Source organism: Micromonospora musae, from assembly GCF_003626635.1.
GTDB classification, from domain to species: domain Bacteria; phylum Actinomycetota; class Actinomycetes; order Mycobacteriales; family Micromonosporaceae; genus Micromonospora; species Micromonospora musae.
In genome coordinates, this window is sequence record NZ_RAZT01000004.1 from 295,151 (window position 1) to 320,536 (window position 25,386).

At 73.0% G+C, this 25,386-nt stretch carries 23 protein-coding genes; 13 read left to right on the plus strand and 10 right to left on the minus strand.

Features of this window, described 5'->3' with window-relative positions; all coding sequences use genetic code 11:
- Positions 1 to 19: 19 nt before the first annotated feature.
- From D7044_RS10145 to D7044_RS10155, 3 genes are all read right to left on the minus strand, one after another.
- Entirely contained in the window at positions 20 to 1,423 is a 1,404-nt protein-coding gene (locus tag D7044_RS10145) for an FAD-binding oxidoreductase (RefSeq protein WP_120688658.1), read from the minus strand.
- A gap of 257 nt (positions 1,424 to 1,680) precedes the next feature.
- Positions 1,681 to 2,283: a hypothetical protein gene (locus D7044_RS10150; RefSeq protein ID WP_120688659.1), complete on the minus strand. Its 603-nt coding sequence runs from the start codon at positions 2,281 to 2,283 to the stop codon at positions 1,681 to 1,683.
- Entirely contained in the window at positions 2,280 to 3,158 is an 879-nt protein-coding gene (locus D7044_RS10155; RefSeq protein ID WP_120688770.1) for an ABC transporter ATP-binding protein, read from the minus strand. The genes D7044_RS10150 and D7044_RS10155 overlap by 4 nt, the downstream gene beginning before the upstream one ends.
- A 204-nt stretch (positions 3,159 to 3,362) precedes the next feature.
- On the opposite strand from D7044_RS10155, the gene D7044_RS10160 reads away from it, so the two are divergent.
- Positions 3,363 to 6,086, plus strand: coding sequence for an AAA family ATPase (locus D7044_RS10160; protein ID WP_233564926.1), 2,724 nt, complete (start codon positions 3,363 to 3,365; stop codon positions 6,084 to 6,086).
- 104 nt (positions 6,087 to 6,190) lie between these two features.
- Positions 6,191 to 6,637 carry a VOC family protein gene (locus tag D7044_RS10165; RefSeq protein ID WP_120675259.1) on the plus strand — a complete coding sequence of 149 codons (447 nt, stop codon included), beginning with the start codon at positions 6,191 to 6,193 and terminating at the stop codon, positions 6,635 to 6,637.
- Between the two features lie 190 nt (positions 6,638 to 6,827).
- Here the strand turns inward: D7044_RS10165 and D7044_RS10170 are convergent, their stop codons facing one another.
- The 3 genes from D7044_RS10170 to D7044_RS10180 all read right to left on the minus strand — a co-directional run bounded on the left by D7044_RS10170 (position 6,828) and on the right by D7044_RS10180 (position 10,287).
- Positions 6,828 to 8,429, minus strand: coding sequence for a tannase/feruloyl esterase family alpha/beta hydrolase (locus D7044_RS10170; protein WP_120688660.1), 1,602 nt, complete (start codon positions 8,427 to 8,429; stop codon positions 6,828 to 6,830).
- Between the two features lie 113 nt (positions 8,430 to 8,542).
- The gene (locus D7044_RS10175; RefSeq protein ID WP_120688772.1) at positions 8,543 to 9,238 is read right to left on the minus strand and encodes a TetR/AcrR family transcriptional regulator; all 696 of its coding nucleotides are present in this window, start codon (positions 9,236 to 9,238) and stop codon (positions 8,543 to 8,545) included.
- A 218-nt stretch (positions 9,239 to 9,456) separates the two neighbouring features.
- Positions 9,457 to 10,287, minus strand: a complete 831-nt coding sequence (locus tag D7044_RS10180; protein WP_120688661.1) for an oxidoreductase — start codon at positions 10,285 to 10,287, stop codon at positions 9,457 to 9,459.
- Positions 10,288 to 10,713: 426 nt separating this feature from the next.
- Between D7044_RS10180 and D7044_RS10185 the strand changes: the two genes are divergently transcribed.
- Together D7044_RS10185 and D7044_RS10190 are read left to right on the plus strand one after the other, a co-directional pair.
- The gene (locus D7044_RS10185; protein ID WP_120688662.1) at positions 10,714 to 12,345 is read left to right on the plus strand and encodes an ABC-F family ATP-binding cassette domain-containing protein; all 1,632 of its coding nucleotides are present in this window, start codon (positions 10,714 to 10,716) and stop codon (positions 12,343 to 12,345) included.
- 34 nt (positions 12,346 to 12,379) lie between these two features.
- Positions 12,380 to 12,646: a hypothetical protein gene (locus tag D7044_RS10190; RefSeq protein ID WP_199716560.1), complete on the plus strand. Its 267-nt coding sequence runs from the start codon at positions 12,380 to 12,382 to the stop codon at positions 12,644 to 12,646.
- Positions 12,647 to 12,725: 79 nt separating this feature from the next.
- Here D7044_RS10190 and D7044_RS10195 read toward each other — a convergent pair whose 3' ends face one another.
- A complete protein-coding gene (locus tag D7044_RS10195) occupies positions 12,726 to 13,229 on the minus strand; it encodes a hypothetical protein (RefSeq protein ID WP_120674523.1) in 504 nt (167 codons plus the stop codon).
- A 203-nt stretch (positions 13,230 to 13,432) separates the two neighbouring features.
- On the opposite strand from D7044_RS10195, the gene D7044_RS10200 reads away from it, so the two are divergent.
- From D7044_RS10200 to D7044_RS10220, 6 genes are all read left to right on the plus strand, one after another.
- Positions 13,433 to 14,788: a BTAD domain-containing putative transcriptional regulator gene (locus D7044_RS10200; protein ID WP_120688663.1), complete on the plus strand. Its 1,356-nt coding sequence runs from the start codon at positions 13,433 to 13,435 to the stop codon at positions 14,786 to 14,788.
- Between the two features lie 247 nt (positions 14,789 to 15,035).
- Positions 15,036 to 15,539 carry a PH domain-containing protein gene (locus D7044_RS10205; RefSeq protein WP_120688664.1) on the plus strand — a complete coding sequence of 168 codons (504 nt, stop codon included), beginning with the start codon at positions 15,036 to 15,038 and terminating at the stop codon, positions 15,537 to 15,539.
- A gap of 32 nt (positions 15,540 to 15,571) precedes the next feature.
- On the plus strand, positions 15,572 to 16,039 hold the full coding sequence (locus D7044_RS10210) for a hypothetical protein (protein ID WP_147434628.1): 468 nt from the start codon (positions 15,572 to 15,574) through the stop codon (positions 16,037 to 16,039).
- Positions 16,040 to 16,198: 159 nt separating this feature from the next.
- Complete coding sequence (locus tag D7044_RS33265) at positions 16,199 to 16,327, plus strand: hypothetical protein (RefSeq protein WP_267900752.1); 129 nt, start codon at positions 16,199 to 16,201, stop codon at positions 16,325 to 16,327.
- Positions 16,328 to 16,332: 5 nt separating this feature from the next.
- Entirely contained in the window at positions 16,333 to 17,490 is a 1,158-nt protein-coding gene (locus D7044_RS10215) for a sensor histidine kinase (RefSeq protein WP_147434629.1), read from the plus strand.
- Positions 17,487 to 18,092, plus strand: coding sequence for a response regulator transcription factor (locus tag D7044_RS10220; protein ID WP_120674533.1), 606 nt, complete (start codon positions 17,487 to 17,489; stop codon positions 18,090 to 18,092). Before D7044_RS10215 ends, D7044_RS10220 begins: the two co-directional genes overlap by 4 nt.
- A gap of 21 nt (positions 18,093 to 18,113) precedes the next feature.
- Here the strand turns inward: D7044_RS10220 and D7044_RS10225 are convergent, their stop codons facing one another.
- Positions 18,114 to 18,995 (minus strand): LysR family transcriptional regulator, encoded by an 882-nt coding sequence (locus tag D7044_RS10225; protein WP_120688666.1) that lies wholly within the window; start codon positions 18,993 to 18,995, stop codon positions 18,114 to 18,116.
- Between the two features lie 72 nt (positions 18,996 to 19,067).
- Between D7044_RS10225 and D7044_RS10230 the strand changes: the two genes are divergently transcribed.
- Positions 19,068 to 20,405, plus strand: a complete 1,338-nt coding sequence (locus D7044_RS10230; protein ID WP_120688667.1) for an MFS transporter — start codon at positions 19,068 to 19,070, stop codon at positions 20,403 to 20,405.
- Positions 20,406 to 20,474: 69 nt separating this feature from the next.
- Here the strand turns inward: D7044_RS10230 and D7044_RS10235 are convergent, their stop codons facing one another.
- A complete protein-coding gene (locus tag D7044_RS10235) occupies positions 20,475 to 21,779 on the minus strand; it encodes an FAD-binding oxidoreductase (protein WP_120688668.1) in 1,305 nt (434 codons plus the stop codon).
- A 141-nt stretch (positions 21,780 to 21,920) separates the two neighbouring features.
- On the opposite strand from D7044_RS10235, the gene pdxR reads away from it, so the two are divergent.
- Complete coding sequence (gene pdxR / locus D7044_RS10240; protein ID WP_120688669.1) at positions 21,921 to 23,348, plus strand: MocR-like pyridoxine biosynthesis transcription factor PdxR; 1,428 nt, start codon at positions 21,921 to 21,923, stop codon at positions 23,346 to 23,348.
- A 166-nt stretch (positions 23,349 to 23,514) separates the two neighbouring features.
- On the opposite strand, the gene D7044_RS10245 is transcribed toward pdxR, so the two are convergent.
- A complete protein-coding gene (locus D7044_RS10245) occupies positions 23,515 to 24,468 on the minus strand; it encodes a sulfite exporter TauE/SafE family protein (protein WP_120688670.1) in 954 nt (317 codons plus the stop codon).
- Between the two features lie 312 nt (positions 24,469 to 24,780).
- Between D7044_RS10245 and D7044_RS10250 the strand changes: the two genes are divergently transcribed.
- Positions 24,781 to 25,170, plus strand: a complete 390-nt coding sequence (locus D7044_RS10250) for a YkvA family protein (protein WP_120674545.1) — start codon at positions 24,781 to 24,783, stop codon at positions 25,168 to 25,170.
- Positions 25,171 to 25,386 lie beyond the last annotated feature (216 nt).

The following is a 25,386-nucleotide window of genomic DNA, read 5'->3' on the forward strand; positions in this document are numbered from 1 at the left end:
ACCCGGAGCGGCACCGCGTTCACGCCGCGCCCGACGGCGCGGGGAGGATGTTGTGGTTGATGCGGAACATGTTGCCCGGGTCGACGGCGGACTTGACCTCCGCGAGCCGGCGGTACGTCTGCGGATCGTAGGCCCGCGCCACCGCCCCGGCCGTCGTGTCGTAGCCGGTCAGGAAGTTGGCCTGCCTGCCGCCGGTCGTCCAGGGGGCCACCGCGTCGGCGATCTCGGCCAGCGGCGCACGGAACTCCTCCGCCCGGCCCGGAGCGTCGAACATCGCGCCGGAGAGCTGGAAACCGGCGTCCCGGTTGCCGACGGCGTTCGGCACGCGGGGTGCGCGGGCGAGCGCACCGCCGAGCTGGCGGATCTCGATCACCCCGGCCGGGGTGTCGACGCCGGGGCCGGCGGCGGCGATCAGCGCCTCGGCGGCCGCCGCGGGGAACTCGCGGAGCAGGGTCGACATCTCGTACGTCGGCGTCGGCTCGACCGGGTCGGAGTGGATCCCGGCGATCGCCGTGTACGGAATCTCGGCCACCGTGTCGAGCAGCGCCGGCGCGGTGGCGCGCAGCTCGGCGATGAGCCGTTCGCCGTCGTCGGCCGATCCCAGGTAGGCGATCCGCACGTGCACGCTGAACCGGTCGCGCAGCGGCTCCGGCACGGACGGTGCCGACCGCAACCGCAGGAACGCGAGCGAGACGGAGAGCTCCGCCGGCGGGGCCGCCGCGATCCGCCGAAAGGCGTCGACCACCTGCTCGACGTGCTCTCCGGCGAAGTAGAGCCCACCGCCGTACAGCCGCGTCACCGGCACCAGGCCGATGGTGAGCGAGGTGACCACCCCGAAGTTGCCCATGCCGCCCCGGATCGCCCAGAACAGGTCCGGGTCGTGCTCCGCGTCGATCTGTCGGAGCGCGCCGTCCGCGCAGACGATCTCCGCCGCGCTGACATGATCGGCGGCGAAGCCGTGCAGGCGGCCGAGGGTCGGGCTGATCCCGCCGCCGAGGGCGTAGCCGACCACGCCGACGTTGGGTGACGAGCCGGCCAGCGGTACGAGGCCCACCCCGGTGCCCGCCTCGATCAACTGCTGGGCCGGAACGGCCGCGCCGATCGTCCCCGTACCCGAGCGCGCGTCGATGCTGACGCCGTTGATCCGGCGCAGGTTGACGAGGAGCGCGCCGTCCGCGGGGACGACCGCGCCGTGGCCGGTGGCGACCAGGGCGACCGGCAGCGCGTTCGCGGCGGCGAAGCGGACGGCGGCCTGCACGTCGGCGGCGGAGGTGGCGCCGACCGCGAGGGCCGGGCGTTGGACCAGGGCCGTGTTCCAGGCGGCGGTCTCCGCGGCGTACCCCTCGTCGCCGGGGGCCAGCACCGGGCCGGCGACCGCCGCGGTGAGCCGGGCCAGGTCGTTCTGGTTGATCACGTACGTCATCCGTGGCCTTCCTGCCCTCGTCCCCGGCGTGCAGCTCTTCGTCGTCGAGGGGCGCGGGAGCAGCCGTCGATCCGGCCGCCCACGCGGGTGATCCCCGCGCGCGCCCACCCGATCTGATCGTCGCGGGGTGGCGGGTCGTGCGGGCCGGGTTCGCAGAACCGGCGAAGATCATCGAGCTGCGCCGTGGCCACCCGCTTCGACGAGCCGGCCGTCCACCACCAGTCGACCGGCGACCGGGCGGGCCTTCGTAACGGGCCCTAGTCGCTCGCCAGGTCGCGGCCGATGGTGAGGCTCGCGACGACCAACGCCGCGACGGCCCACAGCACGGCGATCAGGAGCCCTCGCGTGTCACCTGACCCGGCACCGAGGAGGGAGGTGAACGGCAGGGGCAGCTTCAACTTGCCGATCAGCCCTTCGACGAGGACGAACCAACCGGCGCACCCGAGAAGGAGCCAGGTCGACCGCCGCACGATGGACGCGCAGGCGGCAGCGAGGATCGCGATCACCGGCACGGCGGTCAGCAGGTGGCCGTACCGCTCGGTGTCGCCCTTGAACAGCACGGTGAGGCCGCTGGCCCCCACGAAACCGGTGGCCACGACCATCGCCGCCACCACCTGGCCGCTGAGCACCACCAACCGTCTGGGCTGCGACAGGTAGAGCAGGACGGCGGTCCGGTGCTGATGGTGCTGCGCCACGATCATCGCGGCGAAGCCGAAGGCGCCCATGCCGGTCAGTAGCCGCCAGGCGTCGATGTTCACCGCGCCGAGGAGCAGGCCGAGCAGGGTGAAGATGACCAGCGAGATCCAGCTCGACCGGATCGTCGCCGCGCGGTAGAGGTCGCTGCGAATGACGGAGATCATCGGCTGCCCGCCAGGTCGAGGAAGATCTCCTCCAGGTTGGGGGGATCGACGGTCAGTTCGTGCAGCGGCACCCGGGCGTGGAAGGCGATCTCACCGACGTGCTCCGACGTCAGGCCCACCACCTCCAGGGCGTCGCCGTTCCTGGTGACCCGCCCACCGGCGCTCTCCAACACCTGCCACAGCCGGCGCTGATCGCGGCTACGGATCCGCAGGCGCGAGGCCGTGGCGCCGTACAGGCTGGCGAGCGGTGCCTCGCACGTCACCTGCCCCTTCACGATGACCACCACGTCGTCGATGAGGTGGGCGAGTTCGGCGAGCAGGTGACTGGAGAGCAACACCGTCCCACCGAGGCGGGCGTGCTCGCGCAGCAGTCCGCGCATCCACGCCACACCCTCGGGATCGAGACCGTTCGCCGGCTCGTCGAGCACGAGAACAGGCGGGTCGCACAGGAGTGCCGTGGCCACCGCGAGCCGCTGCCGCATGCCCAGGGAGTACTGGCCGGTGCGCTGGTCGGCGGCGTGCGTGAGGTCGACGTGATCGAGCAGGACGTCCACCCGCGATCTGCTCGCACCTACCATGATCGCTTGGGACACCAGATGTGCTCGGCCGGACTGGCCGGGGTGGCAGATGCCCTGCTCGAGAACCGCGCCGACCTCGCGGGTCGGATGCGACAGGTCGCGGAAGCGTCGGCGGTTGATGAGCGCCTGACCGGCCGTCGGCCGGGTCAGCCCGAGGAGCATTCGGAGAGTCGTCGTCTTCCCGGATCCGTTGAGTCCGAGGAATCCGGTGACCCGGCCCGGTCGTGCCTCGAAGCTGACCCCGTTCACCGCCCGTACGCGGCCGTAGACCTTCGTCAATCCAAGAGCCTGAATCATGTAGGTCGACACACTTTCGCGAGCTGTCATCTCCTGCACTCGGACATCGAGGATGCTCTCACGAAACCGATGGGTGTCAGCGTCGTCGAGCCGCGCATCGCCCCGCTTCGTGCCGGGCCGCGCATGCTTACCGAGGTGTCCGACCAGCTCCGGAGCGCGAACGTGCCGCCGTGCCCGCGAAGCGCCCGTGTAGGCTCCGATCACGTGCCCCGTACCACCGACAGCCCGGCGCTACGCGGCCGCAGACGAGAGACCGACCTGCTCAACGGCCTGCTCCGGGAGGTCCGCGCCGGAAACAGCCGGGTGCTGGTGCTGCGCGGCGAGTCGGGCGCCGGCAAGACGGCACTGCTGGACTACCTGACCGAGCATGCCCGGACCAACCGCCTGACCCGGGTCGGCGGGGTCGAGCCGGAGTCCGAGATCGCCTACTCCGCGCTGCAGCATCTCTGCGCGCCGCTGCTGGACCACCTCGACCGACTCCCCGAGCCGCAGCGCGCCGCCCTCTCCGTCGCCTTCGGGCGCAGCGTCGGCGAACCCCCGGAGGGGCTGCTCGTCGGGCTCGCCGTGCTCGGGCTCCTCGCGGAGGCGGCCTCGGAGCAGCCGCTGGTCTGCATCGTCGACGACGTGCAGTGGCTGGACCGGATGTCCGAGGTCATCCTCACCTTCGTCGCCCGCCGCCTGGACGCCGAGTCGGTCGCGCTGGTCTTCGCCGTCCGCAGCCCCGGCGACGAGCAGATCCTCGGTGGGCTGCCGGAGCTGCGTGTCGAAGGGCTGCCCGCCCCGGACGCGCGGGCACTGCTGGACTCGGTGCTACCGGGACCTGTCGACGACCACGTACGCGACCGCATCGTCGCCGAGACCCGCGGCAACCCGCTGGCGCTGCTCGAACTGCCGCGCGGCCTCAACCCGGCGGAGCTGGCCTTCGGCTTCGGTGCCCAGAGCGCGACCCCGCTGGCCGGTCGGGTGGAGGAGGGGTTCCAGCGACGGATCGCCGCGCTGCCGGCGCAGACCCGCCGGCTGCTGCTCACCGCCGCCGTCGAGCCGGTCGGCGACGTCCCCCTGCTGTGGCGTGCGCTCGACCGGCTGGGCCTCCGGCCGGACGCCGCCGCGCCGGCCGAGGCGGCCGGCCTGGTCGAGTTCGGCGCCCGGGTCCGCTTCCGCCACCCACTGGTCCGCTCGGCGAGCTGGCGGTCGGCCGACGCCGCCGAGCTGCGCGACGTGCACCGCGCCCTGGCCGAGGCGACCGACCCGCGGCGGGACCCCGACCGCCGCGCCTGGCACCGCGCGCACGCCGCCGTCGGCCCGGACGAGGAGGTCGCCGGTGAGCTGGAGCGCTCCGCCGACCGGGCACTCGCCCGAGGTGGCCGAGCCGCGGCGGCGGCCTTCCTCGAACGGGCGGCCGAACTCACCCCGGACCCGACCCCGCGCGCCGCGCGTACCCTCGCCGCGGCGCAGGCCCAGCTCCAGGCGGGCGCCCCGGCCGAAGCGGCGGAGTTGCTGGCCGCCGCGGAACTCGGCCCGCTCGACGAGCTGCAGCACGCCGAGGTCGCCCGGCTGCGCGCCCAGGTCGCGTTCACCCTCAACCCGGGGCGGGCCGCCGGACCGGCGCTGCTCTCCGCCGCCCGCCGCCTCGCCGACCTCGACGTTCACGCCGCCCGCGCCGCCTACCTCAGCGCGGTGGGCGCCGCCGTGCACGCCGGCCGGACCGGCGGCGACGACCTGCGCCGAGCCGCCCAGGCGGCCCGTGGCGTCCTGGCCGGCGACGACGCGACGGGTCTGCTGCTGACCGGGCTCACCACCTTCAGCCTCGACGGGTACGCGACCGCCGTACCGGGGTTGCGCCGAGCGCTCGACGCGCTGACCGCGGACGAGGACCTGTCCCTGCTGTGGCTGGCCGCGCCGGTGGCGCACGAGGTGTGGGAGGACGAGGCCTGGTACCGGCTCACGGAACAGGCGGTCCGCTTCGCCCGCGCCACCGGTTCGCTGTCCCTGCTGCCGACGGCGCTGGTCTTCCGCGCCGGTGCCCTGGTCTTCGCGGGCCGCTTCGCCGACGCGTCGGATCTGATCGAGGAGTCCCGCGCGCTCGAGCAGGCCACCGGGCTGGCCATGCACCCGTCCGCCGCGCTCACCCTGGCGGCACACCGCGGCCGGGAACGTCCCGCGATCGAACTGATCGACGCCACCGTCCGCGAGGCCGAGGCGCGTGGGCAGGGCCGGCTGATCGGCCTGGCCGGCTACGCCAAGGCGGTGCTCTTCAACGGCCTCGGCCAGTATCCGGCCGCGCTGGCGGCCGCCCGGTCGGCGGTCGAACACCCGGACCTCGGCGTCTTCAGCTGGACGCTCGGCGAGCTGGTCGAGGCCGCCACCCGCGCCGGGGAGACCGGGGTGGCCGCCGAGGCCCGCGACCGTCTCGCCGAGCGCACCGGCCCCGCCGGTACGGCCTGGGCGCGGGGCGCACAGGCCCTCGCCGACGCGCTCACGGCGGCCCCTCAGCACGCCGAGGCGCACTACCGGGTGGCGATCGAGCGGCTCACCGGCACCCGGCTCGGGCTGCAGTCGGCCCGGGCCCGCCTGCTCTACGGCGAGTGGCTGCGCCGGGAGAACCGGCGCGGCGACGCCCGGACGCAGCTCCGCGACGCGTACGAGACGTTCGCCACGGCAGGGGCGGAGGGCTTCGCCGAGCGGGCCGGCCGGGAACTCGGCGCCACCGGGGAGACGGTCCGCAGGCGGGCCGCCGACGTGCCCGTCGAGCTGACCCCGCAGGAGTCGCAGATCGCGCGCCTGGCCGTGGCGGGACGGACCAACCCGGAGATCGGCGCGGTGCTCTTCCTCAGCCCGCGTACCGTCGAGTGGCATCTGCGCAAGGTCTTCACCAAGCTCGGCATCACCTCCCGCCGGGAGCTGGCCGCGGCGCTGCGGGAGCGGTGACCCGGGGTCGCCCCAGGGTGTCTCCCTGGGGCGAGCGCACCCGGCGGCGCGCGAGGGTGGGTGCCGGATGCCGGAGGGCATCCGGATTCGCGCAGGAGGACATGATGGTGGACTACCAACTTGAGCTGATCGTGTTGCCGGTGGCGGACGTCGATCGGGCCAAGGAGTTCTACACCCGGCTCGGCTTCCGTGAGGACCTCGACTACGTCGGCGGCGAGGGCTTCCGGGTGGTGCACTTCACCCCGCCGGGCTCGCACTGCTCGATCGTGATCGGCGAGGGCATCGGCACCGCCGCGCCGGGTTCGACGGAGAACGTGCACCTGATCGTCAGCGACATCGAGGAGGCCCGCGCCGACCTGCTCGGGCGGGGTGTCGAGGTCAGCGAGATCTTCCACGACGCGGACGGGGTCTTCCACCACGCCGGTACCGAGAAGCGCGTGCCCGGCCTCTACCCCGGCCGGCGCTCGTACGGCTCGTTCGCCTCGTTCACCGACCCGGACGGCAACCAGTTCATGCTCCAGGAGATCACCGAACGCCTGCCCGGCCGCTGAGCCGCCGCCCCGCACTGCCGGCGTCCGCCTACCGCTCTTCGCGGTCGGCGGACGCCGTCTGTCGTTTCCGCCGGTTTCCCGGAGAGCGCCCCGGGACGATCCCACCCCGGTGCTGGTCTTTTCCGCGCCGTCACGACGGCGGTGGCCCCGGGGTTCTCCCCAGGGCCACCGCGTGTGGTTGCTACTCCGGTCAGGCGGGGGTGCAGCGGTAGCTGGCGGCCGAGTCCGGGTCGCCGTGGCCGAGGTAGCGGGTCACCTGCGGGTAGCGGCACACGTTCCGGGTGACCGTCTCGCCGTCCGCGCCGGTGGTCGCGGCGGCGAGGGTGGCCGGAGCCTCACCCTTCTCCACCCAGTCGACCAGCGCGCCCAGGTCGTCGACCGGGTAGGCGCCCGGCCCGCCACCGCAGTGGTTCACGCCGGGCAGGAGGAAGAGCCGGTAGAAGTCGTCGACCTTCCGGTCACCGCCCAGGAGGCGGTTGACCCGCTCCCGGTAGTCGACGGTGCCCTGCGTCGGGATGAGCTCGTCGGTCTGACCGTGCCAGCTCAGCAGCTTGCCGCCCGCCTTCGCGAATGCCCGCAGGTTCGCCTCGTCGGTGCCGATCACGTCGTTGAACTGTCGCTGTGACGCGCGGAAGAGCTGCGCGAACGACCGGTAGGTGAGCTTCGTGGTGTCGAAGGACGGGTCCTGCGTCACGAAGTACTGCGCCCAGAGGTCGGCGACCTTGAAGGGTCCGCCGTAGGCGGCGAGGGCGGCCAGGCTCGCGCCCTTGTTCGGCCCGTACCAGAGCTTCTTCCCACTGGGGGAGACCGGCCCGGCCCAGATCTTGCGGACGGCGTCGGCGGTCGCCGCCGAGATGGTGATCTTCCTGCCTTCGCAGACGACGGTGGTGCCGACCAGCCGGCGGGCGTCCCAGTGGCAGGTCTCCGGGTCGTCGATGATGCCGTTGCTGACCCCGTCGAGGCTGTCGCAGGCCTTGATCGCCGCGTCGGTGAAGGCCTGCAGCTCACACTGGCTCGGCTGCACCTTCTCCTCGTTGAAGACGGCCTGAGACCAGAGCGTGGCGATGGCGAAGCGGTCCCAGTTGATCGCCGGCGCCTTGGCCAGGATGCCCTGGAAGTCGTTCGGGTGGTCCTGGGCCTCGGTGTAGCCCTGCCGGCCGCCGGTGGAGCAGCCGTTCCAGTACGCGTAGCGCACCGCCTTGCCGTAGAACCGCTTCGCCACGTCCTTGCCGACGACGGCCATGTCGTGCAGCGAGCGGGAGGCGAAGTTCTCCAGCAGCGGGGCGTTGACGGTGCCGGTGGGGGTGAGGGCCCAGCCGCTCACGTCGAGCGGGTTCGCGCCGACGCCCGCGTCGGTTGCCGCGGCGACGTAGCCGTCCTTCACCGCCGCGACCAGCGGTGCGCCGAGATCACCGGCGAGGTAGGCGCTGCCGCCGGTGGCCTGGAAGCGGCCCGTCCACCTCTTCGGGTCCTGCGGCAGAGAGACCTTGACGGCGACGTGGTCGTTCGCGTCACCGTGGGTCAGCGTGACAGTGACGTCGCATCTGGCCGGGACGTCCGTGATCGGCGGGGGAGTGGGCAGCGGGGGCGCGTCTGGGAAGGTGACAGTCCCACCGGCCTGCGCGACGGCGGTCACCGACTCCACAGTGGCGCCGGGCGGCGCGGTGACGGGCATCGCGGCGCACGAGGTGACGACGGGTCCGTGGGGTACGGGGCCGGCGTGGGCGGCCATCGGGATCAGCGCCGCCACGGCGGGGACCGCCGCCAGCGCGAGGATCAGGCTTCGTTTCATGCCGCTCACCCTCACCCGGCACGGGACGGCATCGCCCCAGGGAGACACCCTGGGGCACCCCCGTGACAGGGCTCGGGCGGCGCGGCGCCGCGCACCTCCACCGCGTGGCCCGGCTAGGCGCCGGGCGTCGGCGGCTCCGCCGCCAGCAGGCCGCCGACCACGACGAGAAGGGCGCGGCTGAGCCGGGCGGTGAAGTCGACCCGGGAGTGGGCCAGCAGCGGGTCCTCGACGGCCTCCACCACGGCGGGCGAGGGGTTGGCGAACGGCCAGAACCCGGCCACCAGCACGATCGTCAGGGATACGAGCTCCCGGGACGCGGGCCCGGTCAGCGCGGGAATGCGTTCGCGCAGCAGCCCGGCCAACCTGACCTGCAGCTCCGCGTGGGTGAGTTTGAAGGCACGGACGGCATCCGTGGAGATGTTGCGCTCCAGTTCGGTGCCGAGCGCGCTCCAGAGTTCGCAGATCAACGGGCGGCGAGCCAGCGACCCGGCCAGGGCGTCCAGCACGGCGTCGGGCGACGGCGGCTCGGCGGGTGAGGCGGCCGGCAGTTCGGCGGGAAGGTCGTCGAGCCACTCGTCGAGCGCTTCGTTGAGCAGCGCGAAGAAGACCGCCTCACGGGTCTCGAAGTAGCGGACGACGTTCGTCTTCGAGAGCCCGACGCGCCGGGCCAGCTCACGCAGGCTGATCTCGCTCACCGGCGACTCGGCCAGGAGTTGGGCCGCCGCACCGAGGATGACTCGCCGGCGTGCCTCGCGCTGCTCCGGATTCCGGGCGCGCTGGAAGTTCAACTGCTCACCGGTGCCACTCATCATCCGTACCTCGGTCGATCCGGCGCGCGTTGAGCGCCGCCGGCCGCAACCATACGTCAAGGGGCCTGACTCCGTGGTGCTCGCGGACCGCCTCCGACCTGGTGATAGGTCGGAGCGCAGGAGCCGATGGGGTTGCCCGCTCGCCCTCCCCGGCCGGTGACCGGCCGGGAAGGGCGCGCGGAGCGGTCAGGCGAGCCGCGTCCGGGCGACGGCGCCGTTCACTCGTCGAAGGCGATCGACTCGCTCACCGTCCGCCACTTGGCGTCCGAGGCGGCGAGGTCCGCCGCCACGGACTGCGCGACCGCGAACGCGTCGGCGCCGAGCAGCAGCCGCCGCGGCGGATCCGGGGACTCCACCACGTCCATGAGCACCTGGGCGACGCGTGCCGGGTCGCCCGGCTGCCGGCCGTTCGCCGTCCGGTGGCGCTCCACCTGAGCTTCGATGACCGGCTTGTACGCGTCACTGATGGGCAGCATGGTCATCGAGGAGCCGGCCCAGTTCGTCCGCATGCCGCCCGGCTCGGCGACGGTGACCCTGATGCCGAAGGAGGCGACCTCCTTTCCGAGCACCTCGGAGAAGCCGCCGACCGCCCACTTGGCGGGCTGGTACGCGCCGAGGCCCGGCACGCCCACCCGTCCACCGACGGAGGAGATCTGGATGATGTGGCCGGCGCCCTGTTCGCGCATGACGGGCAGGGCGGCGCGGGACACGTTGACCACGCCGAAGAAGTTCGCCTCGATCTGGGCGCGGAACTCCTCCTCGGGCATGTCCTCGATCGAGGCGACGTCCGCGTAGCCGGCGTTGTTGACCAGCACGTCGAGGCGGCCGAACGCGTCCACGGCGGTGGCGACGGCCGCGCGCGCCGCGGTCGAGTCGGTCACGTCCAAGGCGACGGTGCGGATCCGCTCGCCGTACTTCTCGACGAGGTCGTCGAGCTGCTCGGGGCGGCGAGCGGTGGCCAGCAGGCGGCCGCCCGCGGCCAGGACGGTTTCGGCGAGTTCGCGGCCCAGACCACGAGAGCTCCCGGTGATCAGCCAGACCTTTTCCATTGACGTACCCCATTCTCGTGCTGCACCGGATCGTGGTTGCCGTCGATGCCCCGCGTCCGGTGGATCAGGTGATCGGAGTGATGTGGCCCGGGCGGGGTCGGCCGAGGCGGCTTTGTCGCACCCTTAGAGGCCAGTGGAACCTTACGTCGGCAAAGATAACGGGCCAGTGGCCTGATAACAAACGGGCCGGCCCACCGTTGCCCTGCCACCTGCCGCCGAAGGTCGGCTCGGTGCCGGCCGATGAGCTATCCTTCGCCGGTCACTGGAGATCGGAGCAGACGTGGCAGGTGACGACGACATCTCCGGGTGAGAGCCCGGATCGGCCGCCGACGCGCGCAGGATCGCGCCGTCGCCGCGGCCACCGTCGTCATGCCCTGCTCCCGCCGGGCGCCGCCGTGCGCGCCCGCGTCTTCTCCGAGGTACTCCATGTCTCACGGGCAGCGACCCGCACTGATCGCTCACGACCTCGTCCGCATCCGGGGCCCGCGCCGCGTCCTCGACGGGATCTCCCTGACCGCCACGCCCGGGCACCGGATCGGACTCATCGGCGAGAACGGAACCGGCAAGACCACCCTGCTACGAATCCTGGCGGGGGCGGACGAACCGGACAGCGGCACCGTGACCCGCCCATCGGACCTCGGCTTCCTGCACCAGGAACTGCCCTTCACCCCGACGGCCACCGTCGCCGAGATCCTCGACGACGCCCTGCGTGAGGCGCGCAGCGACCTCGCCGACCTGGACCGGCTCGGCACCGCGCTGGCGTCCGCGACTGAGGAGAGCGAGGAGCACGCCCAACTGCTGGCCGCGTACGGCGAGACGCTGGAGCGCGCGCAGGACCGTGACGCCTGGGACGCCGACCGACGGGCCCGCACGGTGCTCGCCGGGCTCGGACTCGACGGGATCCCGCACGACCGGACCCTGGCCACCCTCTCCGGCGGTCAACGGGGCCGGCTGGCCCTGGCCGCGCTGCTGATCCGCCGTCCGGCGGCGCTCGTGCTCGACGAGCCCACCAACCACCTCGACGACGCGGCGGCGACCTTCTGCGAGGAGCAGCTGCGCACGATGCCCGGCGTGGTCGTGGTGGCCACGCACGACCGGGCGTTCCTCGACGCGGTCTGCACCGATCTCGTCGACCTGGATCCGGCGGTCGACGGCCCGGTGCGCTTCGGCGGCAACTACACCGCGTACCTCGCCACGAAGCGCGCCGAGGCCGAGCGCTGGCGCCGCCGCCACGACGAGGAGCAGCAGCAGCTCGCCGAGCTGCGGGTGGCCGCCGCCGTGACCGGGCATCAGGTCGCCCACGGCCGTGCCCCTCGGGACAGCGAGAAGATGGGGTACGGGCACACCGCCGGCCGCGTGCAGAACCAGATCTCCCGCCGCGTCCGGGACGCCACCCGTCGGCTGGAGACGCTCGAACGTCACCAGGTCGCCGCGCCACCGGAACCGCTGCGCTTCCACACCCCGCTGCTCGCCACCGACGGCGGCGACGAGGTCGCCGTGGCGGTACGGGGGATGGTGGTGCCCGGTCGGCTCCGGCTCGACCGGCTCGACGTCGCGGCCACCGACCGCCTGCTGGTGAGCGGTCCGAACGGCGCGGGCAAATCCACCCTCCTCGCGGTACTTGCCGGGCGTCTCGCCGCCGAGGGGGCCGTCCGGCGGCGGCCCGGCCTGAGAGTCGGTCTGCTGACCCAGGACACCTCCTTCGACGACTCCCGACGGACCGCGCGGGAGATCTTCACGGCCACCGTCGGAGCGGCACGGGCCGAGGAGGTACCCCTCTCCTCACTCGGGCTGCTCGCCGCCGCCGACCTCGACCGGCCGGCGGCGGCGCTCTCCGTCGGCCAACGTCGCCGGCTCGCGCTGGCGCTGCTCGTCGCGGACCCACCGGAGCTGCTGTTGCTGGACGAGCCGACGAACCATCTCTCGCCGCGACTCTGCGACGAGCTGGAGGAGGCGTTGGGCGCGGGGCCGGGCGCGATCGTGCTCGCCAGCCACGACCGACGACTGCGCTCCCGCTGGCAGGGCCGGGAGATCACCCTGGTCGGCGGTCCTGAGTAGCGCGAACAGCCTCGTGGTCGAGCGGCTGCTGGGCGTGGACTCGAGGGTGATCCCCGCCGCCGAAGCGTGGTCGGGGGCCGAGCACCAGAACGTGGGCATCTTCTACCAGGTCCGGATCACCGGTGGCACGCTCCGGCCCGAGGTGAACGGCTCGGTCGCCGAGTCGGTCTGGACTCCGATACCCGAGGTGGCTCGCCTGTGTCGATCATCGCTGGTGGACGTCGGTCTCGCGCTGGCGCAGACCCTTCCGGCCACCGGCCACGTCCCGTACGTCCCGGTCGGCGGCCTGATCCAGCACTGAGACGCCGTGTCGACGCTCCTGACCGATCTGCCCCCCGGGTCGACGAACCGGGCGCAGATCGCTCAGGTCGACGAATCGCCTAGTCCACGTCGGTGCAGACGTCGTGGGTGCTGCCGTGCACCATCGTGATGGTCTTGTGGACGTAGGTCGGATCGAACTCGACGACGTACACGCCGTCGACGATCCAGATGCCGCGTGGCAGGCTGCCGGCGTTCTCGCGGAAGCCGAGCAGTACGGGTCCGGTCACGTACCAGGTCATCGAGCCGTCCGGGGCGTATTCGACAAGTGAGGTGCCGCTCGCGTCCACCCGGGTGACGGCCCCGCTGTCGAGGTTCGTCACCTCGTCGATCAGCTTGCCGGTGTACAGCTCCCGCCGGGGCGAGCCGTCCGGGTACTCCGCGAGCACCAGCTTGCGGACCTCGTCCACGACGGGCTGAACGCGGACGGCGAAGTCGCACCGCGCTCCGGCCGGCTGTTCGAACCCCTCCTGCGGTGCGGGCACCCAGCCTCCGTGCCCGGTGCCGCCGGCGACGGCGGGAGCGGAGGTGGACAGGCTCGCCACGACGACAGCCGCAGCCACCATCGACCTGACAGTCAATTTCCTGATCATGCTTACTCCACGCTGTTCGGCGGTTGGGCCTGACCAGCGTCGTCAACTCCGCTCACCAGATGCTGACCGTCCGCCGGCGTCCGAGCCGTCCACCCGCCGTTCCCCTTGGGTCCGGACTCACCAACGGCTCACCGGGCGCGACCACCTAACGTAGGCGCGGAGGAGGTACGACCGGCATGCAGTTCCGACTACTCGGACCGTTCGAGGCGCACCAGGACGGCCGGCGTGTCGAGCTCGGCAGCCGACGACAGGAGCGCTGCATCCTCGCCGTCCTCCTGCTCGACATGGGACACCTGGTCACCACCGAACGCCTCATCGATCTGCTGTGGGACGGGCGGCCACCGTCGTCGGCGCGCGGCGCCGTGCACACCTACATCGGGCGGCTGCGCACCGCGCTGGCACCGTACGGCGCTCAGATCCGCACCGGCGGCGACGGCTACCTCGTGGAGCGCGAGCACCACGTCGACGTCGACGAGTTCAGCCAGTTCGCGCACAGGGCGAGCGCCACCGCCGACCCGGCGCGGCGGGTGGAGCTGCTCGACCGGGCGCTGGCGCTCTGGCGGGGTCCGCTGCTCGCCGGCACGGCCGACGGTGAGCTTCGTGACCGGCTGCAGGGGCCGATCGAGGAACTCCGCCTCGCCAGTCTCGAACTGCGGGCCGAAGCGCAGCTGGCCCTCGATCGTCACGGACCGGTGATCAACGAGTTGACGCCGCTCGTCGCCCGGCACCCGACCCGCGAAGAGTTGGTCGGCACGTTGATGACCGCCCTGTACCGGGGCGGCCGGCAGGCCGAGGCGTTGGCGCTCTACCGGGCGACCCGGCGGGAGCTGGTCGAGGAGCTGGGCGTCGAGCCCGGCATGCGTCTGCGGGAGGTGCATCGGCGGATCCTGCACGACGACCACCGCCTCGAGCGGCCCGGCCGGCCCGTGTACGAGGTGCGGGTCCAGGAGGAGTCCCTGCCGTGGAGTGTCGGCGGACACCCGGCGCTCGAGTTCTGCAACACCTTCGCCGGCTGGGGACACGAGCCGCCGCTGCCGGGCTCCGAGTGGCTTCGCACGTACCGCACCCTGGCGGTGTGGACGGGCCACCTGGGGCTGGCCGACGACGCGGCGGTCAGCCGCCTGATCGAACTCGCGCGCCGCGACCCCGACACGGCCGCCGCGGAGCTCGACGCCGGCCGCGCTCTCCGCGCCCGGCTGTACGCCTGCCTCACCGATCCCGGCGACGGTGCGGCGTTCGACGCGGTGGCTCGGCACGCGGAGGCCGCCGCGAAGACACTGGCGTTCCGGCGTGGTGTCGACGGCCGTGGCCGGTGGTGGCCGGACCTGGTCTCCGGCCTCCGGCTGCCGGTGCACGCCGTCGCCTGGAGCGCCGCCGAGCTGCTCGCCGACCCTCGCCGCGCCACCATCCGGGTGTGCCCTGACGAGAGGTGTGGTTGGTTGTTCCTCGACGAGAGCGGGATGCGCCGATGGTGCAGCCTGGCCACCTGCGGTCGGACCGCGGGCGAGGCGCCTTGCCACAGCCGTTCCTGACGCTCTCGGCACGGCACGGCATGCCACGGCGGCCGGGCGGCGGGTCTCGTACGGGCCCGGCGTTCACCGGCTGTCGATCGATCAGACGTACTTCGTCTCCGCGAGCGACCTCGAAGCGGTACCGAATCTTGATCATCAACACGTACGCGTTTGCGTTGTTTCCGGCCCGGCTGCGTCCTCTGTCATGATCGCCGACGCTCGCCCCGGTGATTAACATCCTCGCGTCACTCGAACGGGGGAGATCACTGTGGACCTTCATCGCAACTGGAAACCCTACGCCCGTGGACCGGCGCTGCTCGCGTTGGCGCTGGTCATGGCGTTCTCGCCGCAGATCCTGGCGGCGATGGGCCGGGAATTCGTCTTCGGGGACTGGGTCGGCTACCTGCTGGCTCTGTTCGGACTCATCGGTGGGATCAGCGCGGTACGGGAGAGCCGCCGCGCGTTCGCGGTCCGCGTCGACGAGCAGGGCGTCACCTGGGTGAACGGGACGGCCACTGTGGTCTTCCCGTGGGCGGAGGTGAGCCGGGTCTCGGTGGAGAAGCGGCCGAACTCCGGAAAGCTCAACCGCCCCAGCCTGCTGACGGTGTGGACGACCGACACGGTGGAGCGGGCGCTACCGGCCACCGTTCAGCTGACCGGGCTCCGCGGTTACCAGGTGGCCGATCTGCACACCGTCAAGGAACCGGCGGACCAGGTGGTGGCAGCGCTGCGCCAGTACGGCGGCGACCGTTACCCCGCAGCCGTCAACTGACCGGACGCGCCGTCATCGAGCAGGAGTCCCTCATGTCCGTAACACCTCTGCCCGGGGACGCGACGTCCCCAGCGCTTCGCCCGCCCGCCGACGGGGAGTGCCAGTTCTGCGGCGGGCAGCCCGCAGTGCGGACGGCTTTCCAGTCCGTCACGAGCATCGTGATCCTCTACGTCATCTCCAGCCACCGCGGCTGGATGTGCCGCAGTTGCGGCCTCGCCATGTTCCGCCACCACGCGAACCGCAGTCTGCTTCTCGGCTGGTGGGGAGTCGGCGTGATCGCCGTACCGATGCTCCTGATCATCGATGGTTTCCGGCTGCGGCGCCTGCTGCGGCTCGACCCGCCCCGGCCGACGCCGGGTGTGGCGGCACTCTCGCCGGCGCCGCTCGACCCGGGCAAGCCGGTCCTCGCCCGGCCCGGCGCCATCCTGTCGATCGTCCTGGTGGCGATCATCGTCCTCGCGGTCGGCTGCGGGATCGCCGCCACCCTCGCCACGAGCTGACGCCGCACCACCACGACCGGCCCGGCCTCCGTCCACATGCGGGGTGCCGGGCCGGTCGGCATGCCGCCGCCGTGGCCCGTTGGTGCGGGACATTTGTCCCGGCCGGCCGGGTACCGGCGGCTCTGCCGTCGTCCCGCCCGCGTACGTAGCGTGGCGGAGGTGGACGACATCGCGGTACGCCGCACCGGACTCACCCGACGGTTCGGAGCGGCACGAGCCGTCGACGACCTCGACCCGACCGTCGCGCGGGACACCACCCTCGCCCGGCTCGGGCTGCCGCTACGGTGACCGACATGGCCGGCGCCACCCCTGCCACAGGCCCCGTCGAGCGAAGCCGGCGACGGCGCGGGCTCCTGCTCGTCGCGGCGCACACGCTGTGGCTGTGGCTGCTGCTGCCACCGGCCGCCGCGATCACCCGGGGGCAGATCGACCACGCGCCCACGGCGACGGTCGGGCTGGTCGTCTTCGCGCTGCTCTACCTCGCGCTGGTGGCGGTGCCGGTGGCGGAGCTGCCGGTCCGACCGGCGCTGCACCACGGCGGGCTCGTCCTGCTCGCGCTGCTCGGGGTCGGGCTCGCGGCGGCGTACGCCAGTGCGCCGGAGGGCTGGCCGGTGCTGCTGATGTACGTCTGCACCGCCGGCGCCGTGGGGCTGGTCCGGGTGGGGTGGGGATTCGGCTGGGTCGGCGCCAGTACCGCCGCCGTCCTGGTGATCGGCGTGGCGCACGGGCTGCCGGCGGACGACATCGCCCAGCTCGCACTGATCACGCTGCTCGCCGGTGCCATGACCCTTGCCTTCGCCCGGGTGGCCCGCCTGGTGGAGGAGCTTCGCCGCACCCAGCGCGAGCTGGCCCGCACGGTGGTGGAGCGGGAACGGCTCCGGTTCGCCAAGGACCTGCACGACCTGCTCGGCCACACGCTGTCGCTGGTGGTGGTGAAGGCCGAGGTGGTGCGCCGGCTCGCCCCGACGGATCCGGGCCGGGCCGCGGGCGAGGCGGCCGACATCGAACGGATCGGACGCACCGCCCTCGCCGAGGTCCGCGAGGCGGTCACCGGCTATCGCGAGCAGAGCTTCGGCCGGGAGCTGGAGAACGCGCGTAACGCCCTGGCCGACGTCGGCATCGTGGTCACCGTCCGGGAGCGTGGGCACCCGCTCGACGTGGCGGCCGACGACGCGTTCCGCTGGGTGCTTCGGGAAGGGGTGACGAACGTGCTGCGGCACAGCCGGGCGTCGCGGTGCGACATCGAGGTCAGCGCCGATATGGACGGCTCGGTGCTGACCGTACGCGACGACGGCGTGGGTGGTCGGCCGGAGCCGGGCAACGGCCTGCGTGGGCTCACCGAGCGCGTCGAGCAGGCGGGCGGCACCCTGCACGTCGGCCCGGCGCGCGGAGGCGGGCTGCTGCTCACCGCCCTGCTGCCCGCGCGCACCGCGGAGCGGGTGACCACATGATCCGGCTGCTGCTCGCCGAGGACCAGGGCATGATGCGCGGCGCGCTGGCCCTCCTGTTGAACCTCGAACCCGACATCGAGGTGGTCGCCGAGGCCGGGACCACCGCCGAGGCGCTCGAAGCCGCCCTGCGGCTCCGCCCGGACGTGGCGCTGTTGGACATCGAGATGCCCGACGGCAGCGGCCTGGACACCGCGGCCACGTTGCGGGAGCAGCTGCCCCGGTGCCGGGTGCTGATCCTCACCACGTTCGGCCGCCCCGGCTACCTCCGGCGGGCGATGGAGGCCGGTGCGGCGGGCTTCCTGGTCAAGGACGGGCCGGTCGAGGAGCTGGCGGTGGCCGTCCGGCGGGTGCTCGCCGGTGAGCGGGTGATCGATCCGGCTCTCGCGGCGGCGGCGCTCTCGGCCGGCCCGAACCCGCTCACCGACCGGGAGCGGCACGTACTGGCCGCGGCCGTGGACGGTGCCACGGTCGCCGACATCGCCGTCCGTCTGCACCTGTCGGAGAGCACGGTGCGCAACTACCTGTCGGCCGCCATCGGCAAGACCGGCACCCGCAACCGGATCGAGGCGGCCCTCAGCGCCCGGGCCAACGGCTGGCTCTGAAGCCGGGTACCGCCGGCCGGGTCACTCGGATCGTCGCGCCGTCGGGCGCCGCAGACCGAGGCGACCGGGAAGCCGGTTCACCACCGCGGCGAACACGTGCGGAGTGGGTTTGCGGGTCACCAGGAAGAGCGTGAGACGGCCGGGTAACGGCGCGGCCGAGAGACGATCCCCCTCCTGCCGGTAGGCGAGCCCGAACCCACGGGGCAGGACGGCCGGGCACCCCGAGAGCCGTGCCGTCCGTACCGCCGTCTCGGCGGTGGCCGCCGTGCGAGGCCGGGCGCCAAGGCCGGAGAGTCGCTGGTTCAACGTGTCCGCGGACATGTCGTAGGTGTAGGTGACGACATCGAGGTCGGCGAACGGCCGCCGGCCACCTCGCAGCGACACGGCCGGTGGAGTCAGGACGGCGAGTCGGTCGTCGGCCACCGGTACGGCGCTCACGGTGGCGGGCAGACGCATCTGGTTGGCGACGGCGACGAACGCCGCGTCCAGCGACCCTTCGCCGACCCACTCCACGAGCCGATCGCCGTGGTCCGTCACCTGGTTGACCGTCGAGTCGGCCAGCAACTCGTCGAGCGCCGGAAAGAGCAGCGGGGCGAGGCTGCCGAACGTGCCGACGTTGAACGTGCGGGCGCGCGCTGCGGCGCGGACCCGGTCGAAGACCAGCCCCAAATGATCGAGGACGTGGTCCGCCTCCGCGCGAAACGCACGGCCGGCCGGAGTCGGCCGCGCCCCGGTCGTGTCCCGGTCGAAGAGCCGCTCGCCGATCCGCCGTTCGAGCGCCGCCAGGCGGTTGCTCGCGGCCGGCTGGCTGATCAGCAGTTCCCGCCCGGCGGCCCCGAGTGAGCCGTGCCGGGCGATTGCCTCGACCAGCCGGAGGTCCTCGACCGAGGGGAATGAGGTCATATCTTCAGGCTATGGGTTGCCCTGCCGATCCGCCATCTACCAGCGGCTTCTTTCCGACCGAAGGATGGCCGTGTGAACAACGGACGCGACATCGCAGCCATGCTGACAACCACCTTCGTGACCTGGATGGGCCAACGTACGACCGCCGTGGCGCTTCCCCTCGTCGCGCTCGCCGAGACCGGATCCGCATGGTCCACCGGGCTGGTCGGGGGAGCGGTCGGGCTGCCCATGCTCGCCTCGCCCTGGTGGGCCCGGGGCCTGCGTCAACGCCTGACCTCCGGCAGGGCCCTCGCCTGGGTGCTCGCGGTTCAGGTGACCGGCCTGCTCGTCGTTCCGGTCGCCGCGGCCGTCGGCACGGTCGGCGCCCCGCACCTCGCGGCAGCCGGGCTCGTCACCGGATGTGCCACCGCCCTCAGCGGGCCGGCGCAGCGAGCGCTGCTCTCGGACATCGGCGACAGCCTCGGCGCCACCGTCGCCACGAGACTCCTGACCTGGCAGGACTTCCTGCACCGCAGCACGATGATCCTGGCGCCGCCGGTGGCCGGCTGGGCCGTCGCCGTCGCTGGGCCGTTGCCGTTGCTCTGGGCGGAGGCCGTCGGTGTCGGCGCGGGAGCCCTCCTCCTGCTCACCGTGCGCGGCGCCGTCTCCGTCGCCCCGCCCGACCGCCCGGCCGACGCGCCGGCCCTGCGTCACGTGCTCGCACGGCATGCGGACATCCGCCGGGCCGTGACGATGTCGGGAGTCGGCGGGCTCGTGTGGTTCGCCTTCACCCTCGGCCTGGCGATCCTCGGCGCCCAGACCGGGCGGCCCGGACTGCTCATCTCCGCCGGCATGACCGGCTACGGCCTGGGCTCGCTCGCCGGTGCCCTGCTGGCCCCGCTGCTCGTTCCGCGGATGCCGGCGCTCGCGACGATGGCGACCGGATGGGCCCTCCTCGGCGTGGCGTTCATGGTCCTGCCCGCCGTGGCATCGTCCCTGGTCCCGCTGGGCTGCGTGGCCGCGGCCGGTGGCTTGTGCATGCCGCTCGGCATCGGCGCGCTCAACCGGCTGATCAGCACCCAGAGCGCCGGCCCGGACCGCAGAGCCGCGTTCGCGGTGGAGAGCCTCGTGCACGACGGGGCGGTCTCGATCGGGCTGCTCGCCGGGGGCGCGGTCATCGGTGCGGTCGGCGCGGGACCGACTCTCGTCGCCGCCGGGGTCGCCCAGGTCGCCGTCGCGCTCCTCGCCGGCCCGTGGCTGAGAATCCCTCGCCGATTCCGCCTCCGCCGCCCGTCGCGAGTCGCCATGGACGAGGGGCGCGGCGACGTTCGCGCCGCCGCCGGCGGGCTCGGGACCACGGCGACCGGTGCCGGTCGCGGGCGCGTGCCCGGCACGGACGGCGCGCGGCGGCAGCACGCGCAAGCCCGGTAACCGTCCGCCGCACCACGGCCACCGGCCCTGCGCGCGAAGCAGCGGCAGGGCCGAGGTGGTCGAACCGCGTCAGCCGCCCACCGGGAAGTTGGAGCGGACGAGGTTGCGCGGGTCGTGGCGACGCTTGACGCCGCGCAGTCGGGTGAGGACGGCGGGCGTGAAGGCGTCGGACACGCTCTCGGTGGGGTTGAGGAAGGTCAGCGGCTTGCGTCCGCTGACCGGGAGAGCGTCGGCGAGGGCACGCTGCTTGACGGTGACCTGCTCGGCGGTCGCCGGGTCGGTGGGGATGCCGAACAGGTAGAGCGCGTAGGGCTCGGTCAGCGGGCCGTGCGGGCTGTCGGACGGACGGGCCAACGCGCCGCCCAGGTGCCGGATCTGCACGCTCAGCAGCGGTGCGATCGGGTCGGCCAGCAGGGTCTTGGCCGCGGCGTTGTCGAGGCGGGTCAGCAGCTCGCCGCGGGAGAGTCCCGCGCCGGGATCGGTGGGTTCGGCGGTGATAACACCGAGATCGGAGACCAGCATGGCCCGCCTGCTGTCGGAGATCGGGCGGGGCAGGTGGTCCAGCGGGCCGAGCAGGTCGCGCGCCTCCCGCTCGGCACCGAGGTAGGTGACGTCGACGGCCACCATGGGATCGGCGCCGGGGAAGTGCAGCAGGTCCAGCCAGACGGTCAGCTCGTCCGGCGCGACGGCGGTGATCTGTAGGTAGGCCTCCATCACCTCCGGTGCGTGCGCGGCCGACCAGAGCACCCGGCCGCCGAACAGGCGCGGTGCGGGCTGCAGGGCGAGCTCGATCGCGGTGACGATCGCATAGTCACCGCCACCGCCACGCAGCGCCCAGAACAGGTCCGGGTCGGTGTCGGCGGTGACGTGCCGCTGTCGGGCCTCGGCGTCCACGATGTCGAAGGCGGTGACGGCGTCGGAGACCCAGCCGTACGCGCGGCCGAACCAGCTCAGTCCGCCGCCGAGGGCCACGCCCGTGACGCTGACCACGGGGGAGCTGCCGGGCAGGCCGGTGAGGCCGTGCTGCGCGGCGGCGGCCTGGACGCGGCCCGACGGCACGCCCGCGCCGACGAGAGCCCGGCGGGTGGCCGGGTCGATCTTCAGGCCGTCCAGCCGGCCGGTGCGCAGCAGGATCGTGCCCTCGGCGCGGCCGGTCGCGCCGTGCCCGTTCGGCTGGACCGCGATGGCCAGCCCGGCGGAGCGGGCGTACCGGACGAGCGCGACCACGTCGTCGGCGTCGGCGGCCTCGACCACCGCCGCCACGGACTGCTCGACGGCCAGGTTCCACGGCCGGCTGGCAGCGTCGAAGTCGGTGTCTCCCGGCAGCAGGACCCGGCCTCGGACGACCGAGCGCGGCAGGTGCGGAGCGTTCATGGTGCTGTTCCTTCCGATTGGCAGGCGACGACGTACCGGGCAGTTCCGGCGGAGGCGAGTCGAGGGCCGGGGCGGCGGTGTGCTCGCCCGTGATGATCACTACGCTAGGACGGCGAAAGACCGTGGGTAGGGTGCATTCTCATGGCAGGTTCGTGGGTCAATTTGGCGCAGCGGCTCGGCAGTGACCTGCATCTGGAGCTGACCGGTCCGGGCAGCCGCCGTGCCGCGCTGACCCGAGCCCTCCGCAGCGCCGTACGCGACGGGAGGCTGGCCGCCGGCGCCCGGCTGCCCCCGTACCGCTCGCTCGCCGCCGACCTCGGCCTCGCCCGCAACACCGTCGCCGCCGCCTACTCGGAGTTGGTTGCCGAGGGGTGGCTGGTCGCCCGACAGGGCTCGGGCACCCGGGTGGCGCGGCGCACCGAAGCCGCCCGGGTCCCGCGCGTGCCGAAGCCGACCTCCACCCGCCCGGCAGCCTCCTTGCACAACCTGCGGCAGGGCCAGCCCGATGCCGCCTCCTTCCCCCGTGTGGCCTGGCTCGCGGCGGCCCGGCGCGCGCTGAACGCCGCGCCCAACGAGGCCTTCGGCCCGGGTGACCCGCAGGGCCGCCACGAACTACGCCGGGCGCTGGCCGAGTACCTGGCACGGGCGCGCGGTGTGCGGACCACACCGGACCGGATCGTGGTGTGCTCCGGCTTCGCCCATGCGCTGCGGCTGCTCTTCGGCGGTCGGGTCCTCCGTGGTCCACTGGCCGTGGAGTCCTACGGCCTCGCCTTCCACCGTGCCGTGCTGGCGGCGGCCGCCGTCCGTACACTCCCGCTCACGCTCGACGAGGACGGTGCCCGTACGGACGAGTTGGCGGGCCTTCCGGGAGTACGGACGGCGCTGCTCACGCCCGCGCACCAGTTCCCGACCGGAGGAACGTTGCACTCGGAGCGGCGGATCACTGCGGTGGAGTGGGCCCGAACCTGCGGTGGCCTGATCCTCGAGGACGACTACGACGGCGAGTTCCGCTACGACCGGGAGCCGGTGGGGGCGGTGCAGAGCCTCGACCCGGAGCGCGTCGTCTACCTCGGCTCGGTCAGCAAGAGCCTGTCGCCCGCGCTGCGCCTCGGTTGGCTGGTGCTGCCCGAGCACCTGGTAGCCCCCGTCCTGACCGCCAAGGGTGAACGGGAGGCCTGGGCGAGCGTGATGGACCAGCTCACCCTGGCCGACTTCATCGAGTCTGGCCACTACGACCGGCACCTTCGCCGCATGCGCCAGCGCTATCGCGCTCGCCGGCACCGCCTCGTCGCCACTCTCGCCGCACAGGTTCCGCACATAGCGCCCACCGGCATCGCCGCCGGACTGCACGCGGTGCTGCGGCTGCCACCCGGGACCGAACGCTCCGTGGTCGAGGCCGCCGCCCGGCAGTCGATCGCCCTGGACGGGCTCGCTGACTTCCGCCATCCGGCCGCCGTCATGCCCGGCCACGACGGCTTGGTCGTCGGCTACGCCACCCCGTCCGACCACGGGTACGGGCCGGCGCTGGAGGCACTGGGTCGAATCCTCCCGCCGCCCGCCGAGGGCTGACCCTGCCCCGCTCCGACCGACCGGCCCACGGGTCGTCCACGGCCCCGTGCTCCTGCCCGCCGCCGTCGAACGTCGCACCGTTCGGCCCGCCCACGTCGTACGACCGCCACGGGTCGAACGACGTGGGCGGGCCGGGCCGGAGCGCGAGCCGCCGGGTGGGCCGGCGTCAGACCGTCGGCGTGCCGGCCTTCGCCGCGGAGGTCCTGCCGGCCGTCGCGGCCGCCTCGGCCTCGGCGATGATCAGCCGTTCCTCGTCGCGGTGCTTGCGGTACTGCTGGAACGACCACGCGAGGGCGGCGGCCCAGGCGACGTAGATGACGGCGTAGCAGGCGTAACGGACGCCGTCGGAGGCGTCGATCCAGTCGCTGCGCAGCAGGGTGCGGGTGTTGGTGAGGACGATGATGCCGCCGACGGCCGAACCGAGGACGCGGGGCGGGATGTGCCGGACCAGCCAGGCGGCGATCGGGGCGGCGATGATGCCGCCGATGAGCAGCGCGGCGACCCACGTGTAGTTGACCCCCTCGGACCCGATGCCGATGATGAACCCGACGCTGGCGGCCACGGCGACGAGGAACTCGCTCGTGTCGATCGAACCGATGGTCTTGCGAGGTTCGAGCCGGCCGCTGGCCAGGATGGCCGGCGTGCCGACCGGGCCCCACCCGCCGCCGCCCGTGGAGTCGACGAACCCGGCGACCACGCCCAGGGGTGCGAGGAACCGCTTGCGCAGGGGCTTACCGAGATTGCCCTTGGGCAGGCCGACCGCGGTGAAGCGGACCAGGATGTAGAGGCCGAGGGCGAGCAGGATGATCGACATCAGCGGCGCGGCGGTCTCGGTGGAGAGGCTGGACAGGAACGTGGCTCCGGCGAACGCGCCGACCGCACCGGGTATGCCGATCTTCGCGACGACCTTCCAGTCGACGTTGCCGAACCGCCAGTGCGAGGCGCCGGAGACGAGCGTGGTGCCGATCTCGGCGAGGTGGACGGTGGCCGACGCGGCGGCGGGATTGGTGCCGATGGCCAGCAGCAGGGTGGTCGAGGTGACGCCGTAGGCCATGCCGAGGCTGCCGTCGACGAGCTGTGCGCCCAGGCCGACCAGGGCGAGCAGGAGCAGTCTTCGCACGAGTTCTCCAATCGGGGGTGGGGAGGTGGCGAGTCGGGCGGCGCTGCCCGGCCGGCGGATCGGTGCGGGTGATCTGACTACTATTCCTACTTGTTTGGTGGAGAATACGGTCGGCATGGAGGTAGGGCAATACCCCGTTCGACTCCGCCTCGCGGGCGTAGTGACCGTGATCGTCGTCCGCCACGGTGGCCGGGCTCCACACACGACCGACTCGCCGCTGCTCCGCCCTGGTCATCCATCGGCGGTGGCTCGGCCGACACGTCCGTCGCCCGGCGGGCCCGTGCGGAAAGCGGTCTGGCGTAGCGTGCAGTCGTGCGTACCTGGCTGATCGGTCTCGGCGTCGCCGCCGCCTGCCTGGTCGCGACCTGGGCGCTGCTTCTGCTGCTGGCTCGCCGCCTACCGCCCGGCACCGCCCGGGACCTGGCCGCGTTCGTCCCCGACTGCGTGACCACCGTCCGCCGGCTCCGCAAGGACCCCCGTGTGCCCGGCCGGGCGCGGCTCGCCATCATGATCGCCGGGCTGTGGGTGATGAGCCCGATCGATCTGATCCCCGAATTCCTCCCGATCATCGGTCCCCTCGACGACATCGTCGTCATCGCCCTGGCGCTGCGTTACGCCGCACGTCAAGTGCCTCGCGACGTGCTGCTCGGCGCCTGGCCCGGAGATCCACGCCTGCTCATCCGGCTCCTCGGCGGGCGATAGCTCCCATCGTCCGGCACTCCACGGACGAGTCCGCGCGGCCGGGCGCGCAGCGGGCCGCCGAGCGCTAGCAAGGTGCCTCGGGTCGATGAAGCGCCGACGTGGCTGATCAACACACTGTTCACACCGCGGTCCTCTGCTCATCACTGGCTCGGACCTGCCCGTTTCCGAAGGCTCGCCAGACTCGCTGCGGTTCGACACGACAAGACCCGGAGCGTT

Bases quoted from the DNA above. Each gene is read 5' to 3' on its own strand.
- D7044_RS10145 (WP_120688658.1), bottom strand. From the start codon at position 1,423: ATGACGTACGTGATCAACCAGAACGACCTGGCCCGGCTCACCGCGGCG.
- D7044_RS10150 (WP_120688659.1), bottom strand. From the start codon at position 2,283: ATGATCTCCGTCATTCGCAGCGACCTCTACCGCGCGGCGACGATCCGG.
- D7044_RS10155 (WP_120688770.1), bottom strand. From the start codon at position 3,158: ATGATTCAGGCTCTTGGATTGACGAAGGTCTACGGCCGCGTACGGGCG.
- D7044_RS10165 (WP_120675259.1), top strand. From the start codon at position 6,191: ATGGTGGACTACCAACTTGAGCTGATCGTGTTGCCGGTGGCGGACGTC.
- D7044_RS10170 (WP_120688660.1), bottom strand. From the start codon at position 8,429: ATGAAACGAAGCCTGATCCTCGCGCTGGCGGCGGTCCCCGCCGTGGCG.
- D7044_RS10175 (WP_120688772.1), bottom strand. From the start codon at position 9,238: ATGAGTGGCACCGGTGAGCAGTTGAACTTCCAGCGCGCCCGGAATCCG.
- D7044_RS10180 (WP_120688661.1), bottom strand. From the start codon at position 10,287: ATGGAAAAGGTCTGGCTGATCACCGGGAGCTCTCGTGGTCTGGGCCGC.
- D7044_RS10185 (WP_120688662.1), top strand. From the start codon at position 10,714: ATGTCTCACGGGCAGCGACCCGCACTGATCGCTCACGACCTCGTCCGC.
- D7044_RS10195 (WP_120674523.1), bottom strand. From the start codon at position 13,229: ATGGTGGCTGCGGCTGTCGTCGTGGCGAGCCTGTCCACCTCCGCTCCC.
- D7044_RS10200 (WP_120688663.1), top strand. From the start codon at position 13,433: ATGCAGTTCCGACTACTCGGACCGTTCGAGGCGCACCAGGACGGCCGG.
- D7044_RS10210 (WP_147434628.1), top strand. From the start codon at position 15,572: ATGTCCGTAACACCTCTGCCCGGGGACGCGACGTCCCCAGCGCTTCGC.
- D7044_RS10215 (WP_147434629.1), top strand. From the start codon at position 16,333: ATGGCCGGCGCCACCCCTGCCACAGGCCCCGTCGAGCGAAGCCGGCGA.
- D7044_RS10220 (WP_120674533.1), top strand. From the start codon at position 17,487: ATGATCCGGCTGCTGCTCGCCGAGGACCAGGGCATGATGCGCGGCGCG.
- D7044_RS10225 (WP_120688666.1), bottom strand. From the start codon at position 18,995: ATGACCTCATTCCCCTCGGTCGAGGACCTCCGGCTGGTCGAGGCAATC.
- D7044_RS10235 (WP_120688668.1), bottom strand. From the start codon at position 21,779: ATGAACGCTCCGCACCTGCCGCGCTCGGTCGTCCGAGGCCGGGTCCTG.
- pdxR (WP_120688669.1), top strand. From the start codon at position 21,921: ATGGCAGGTTCGTGGGTCAATTTGGCGCAGCGGCTCGGCAGTGACCTG.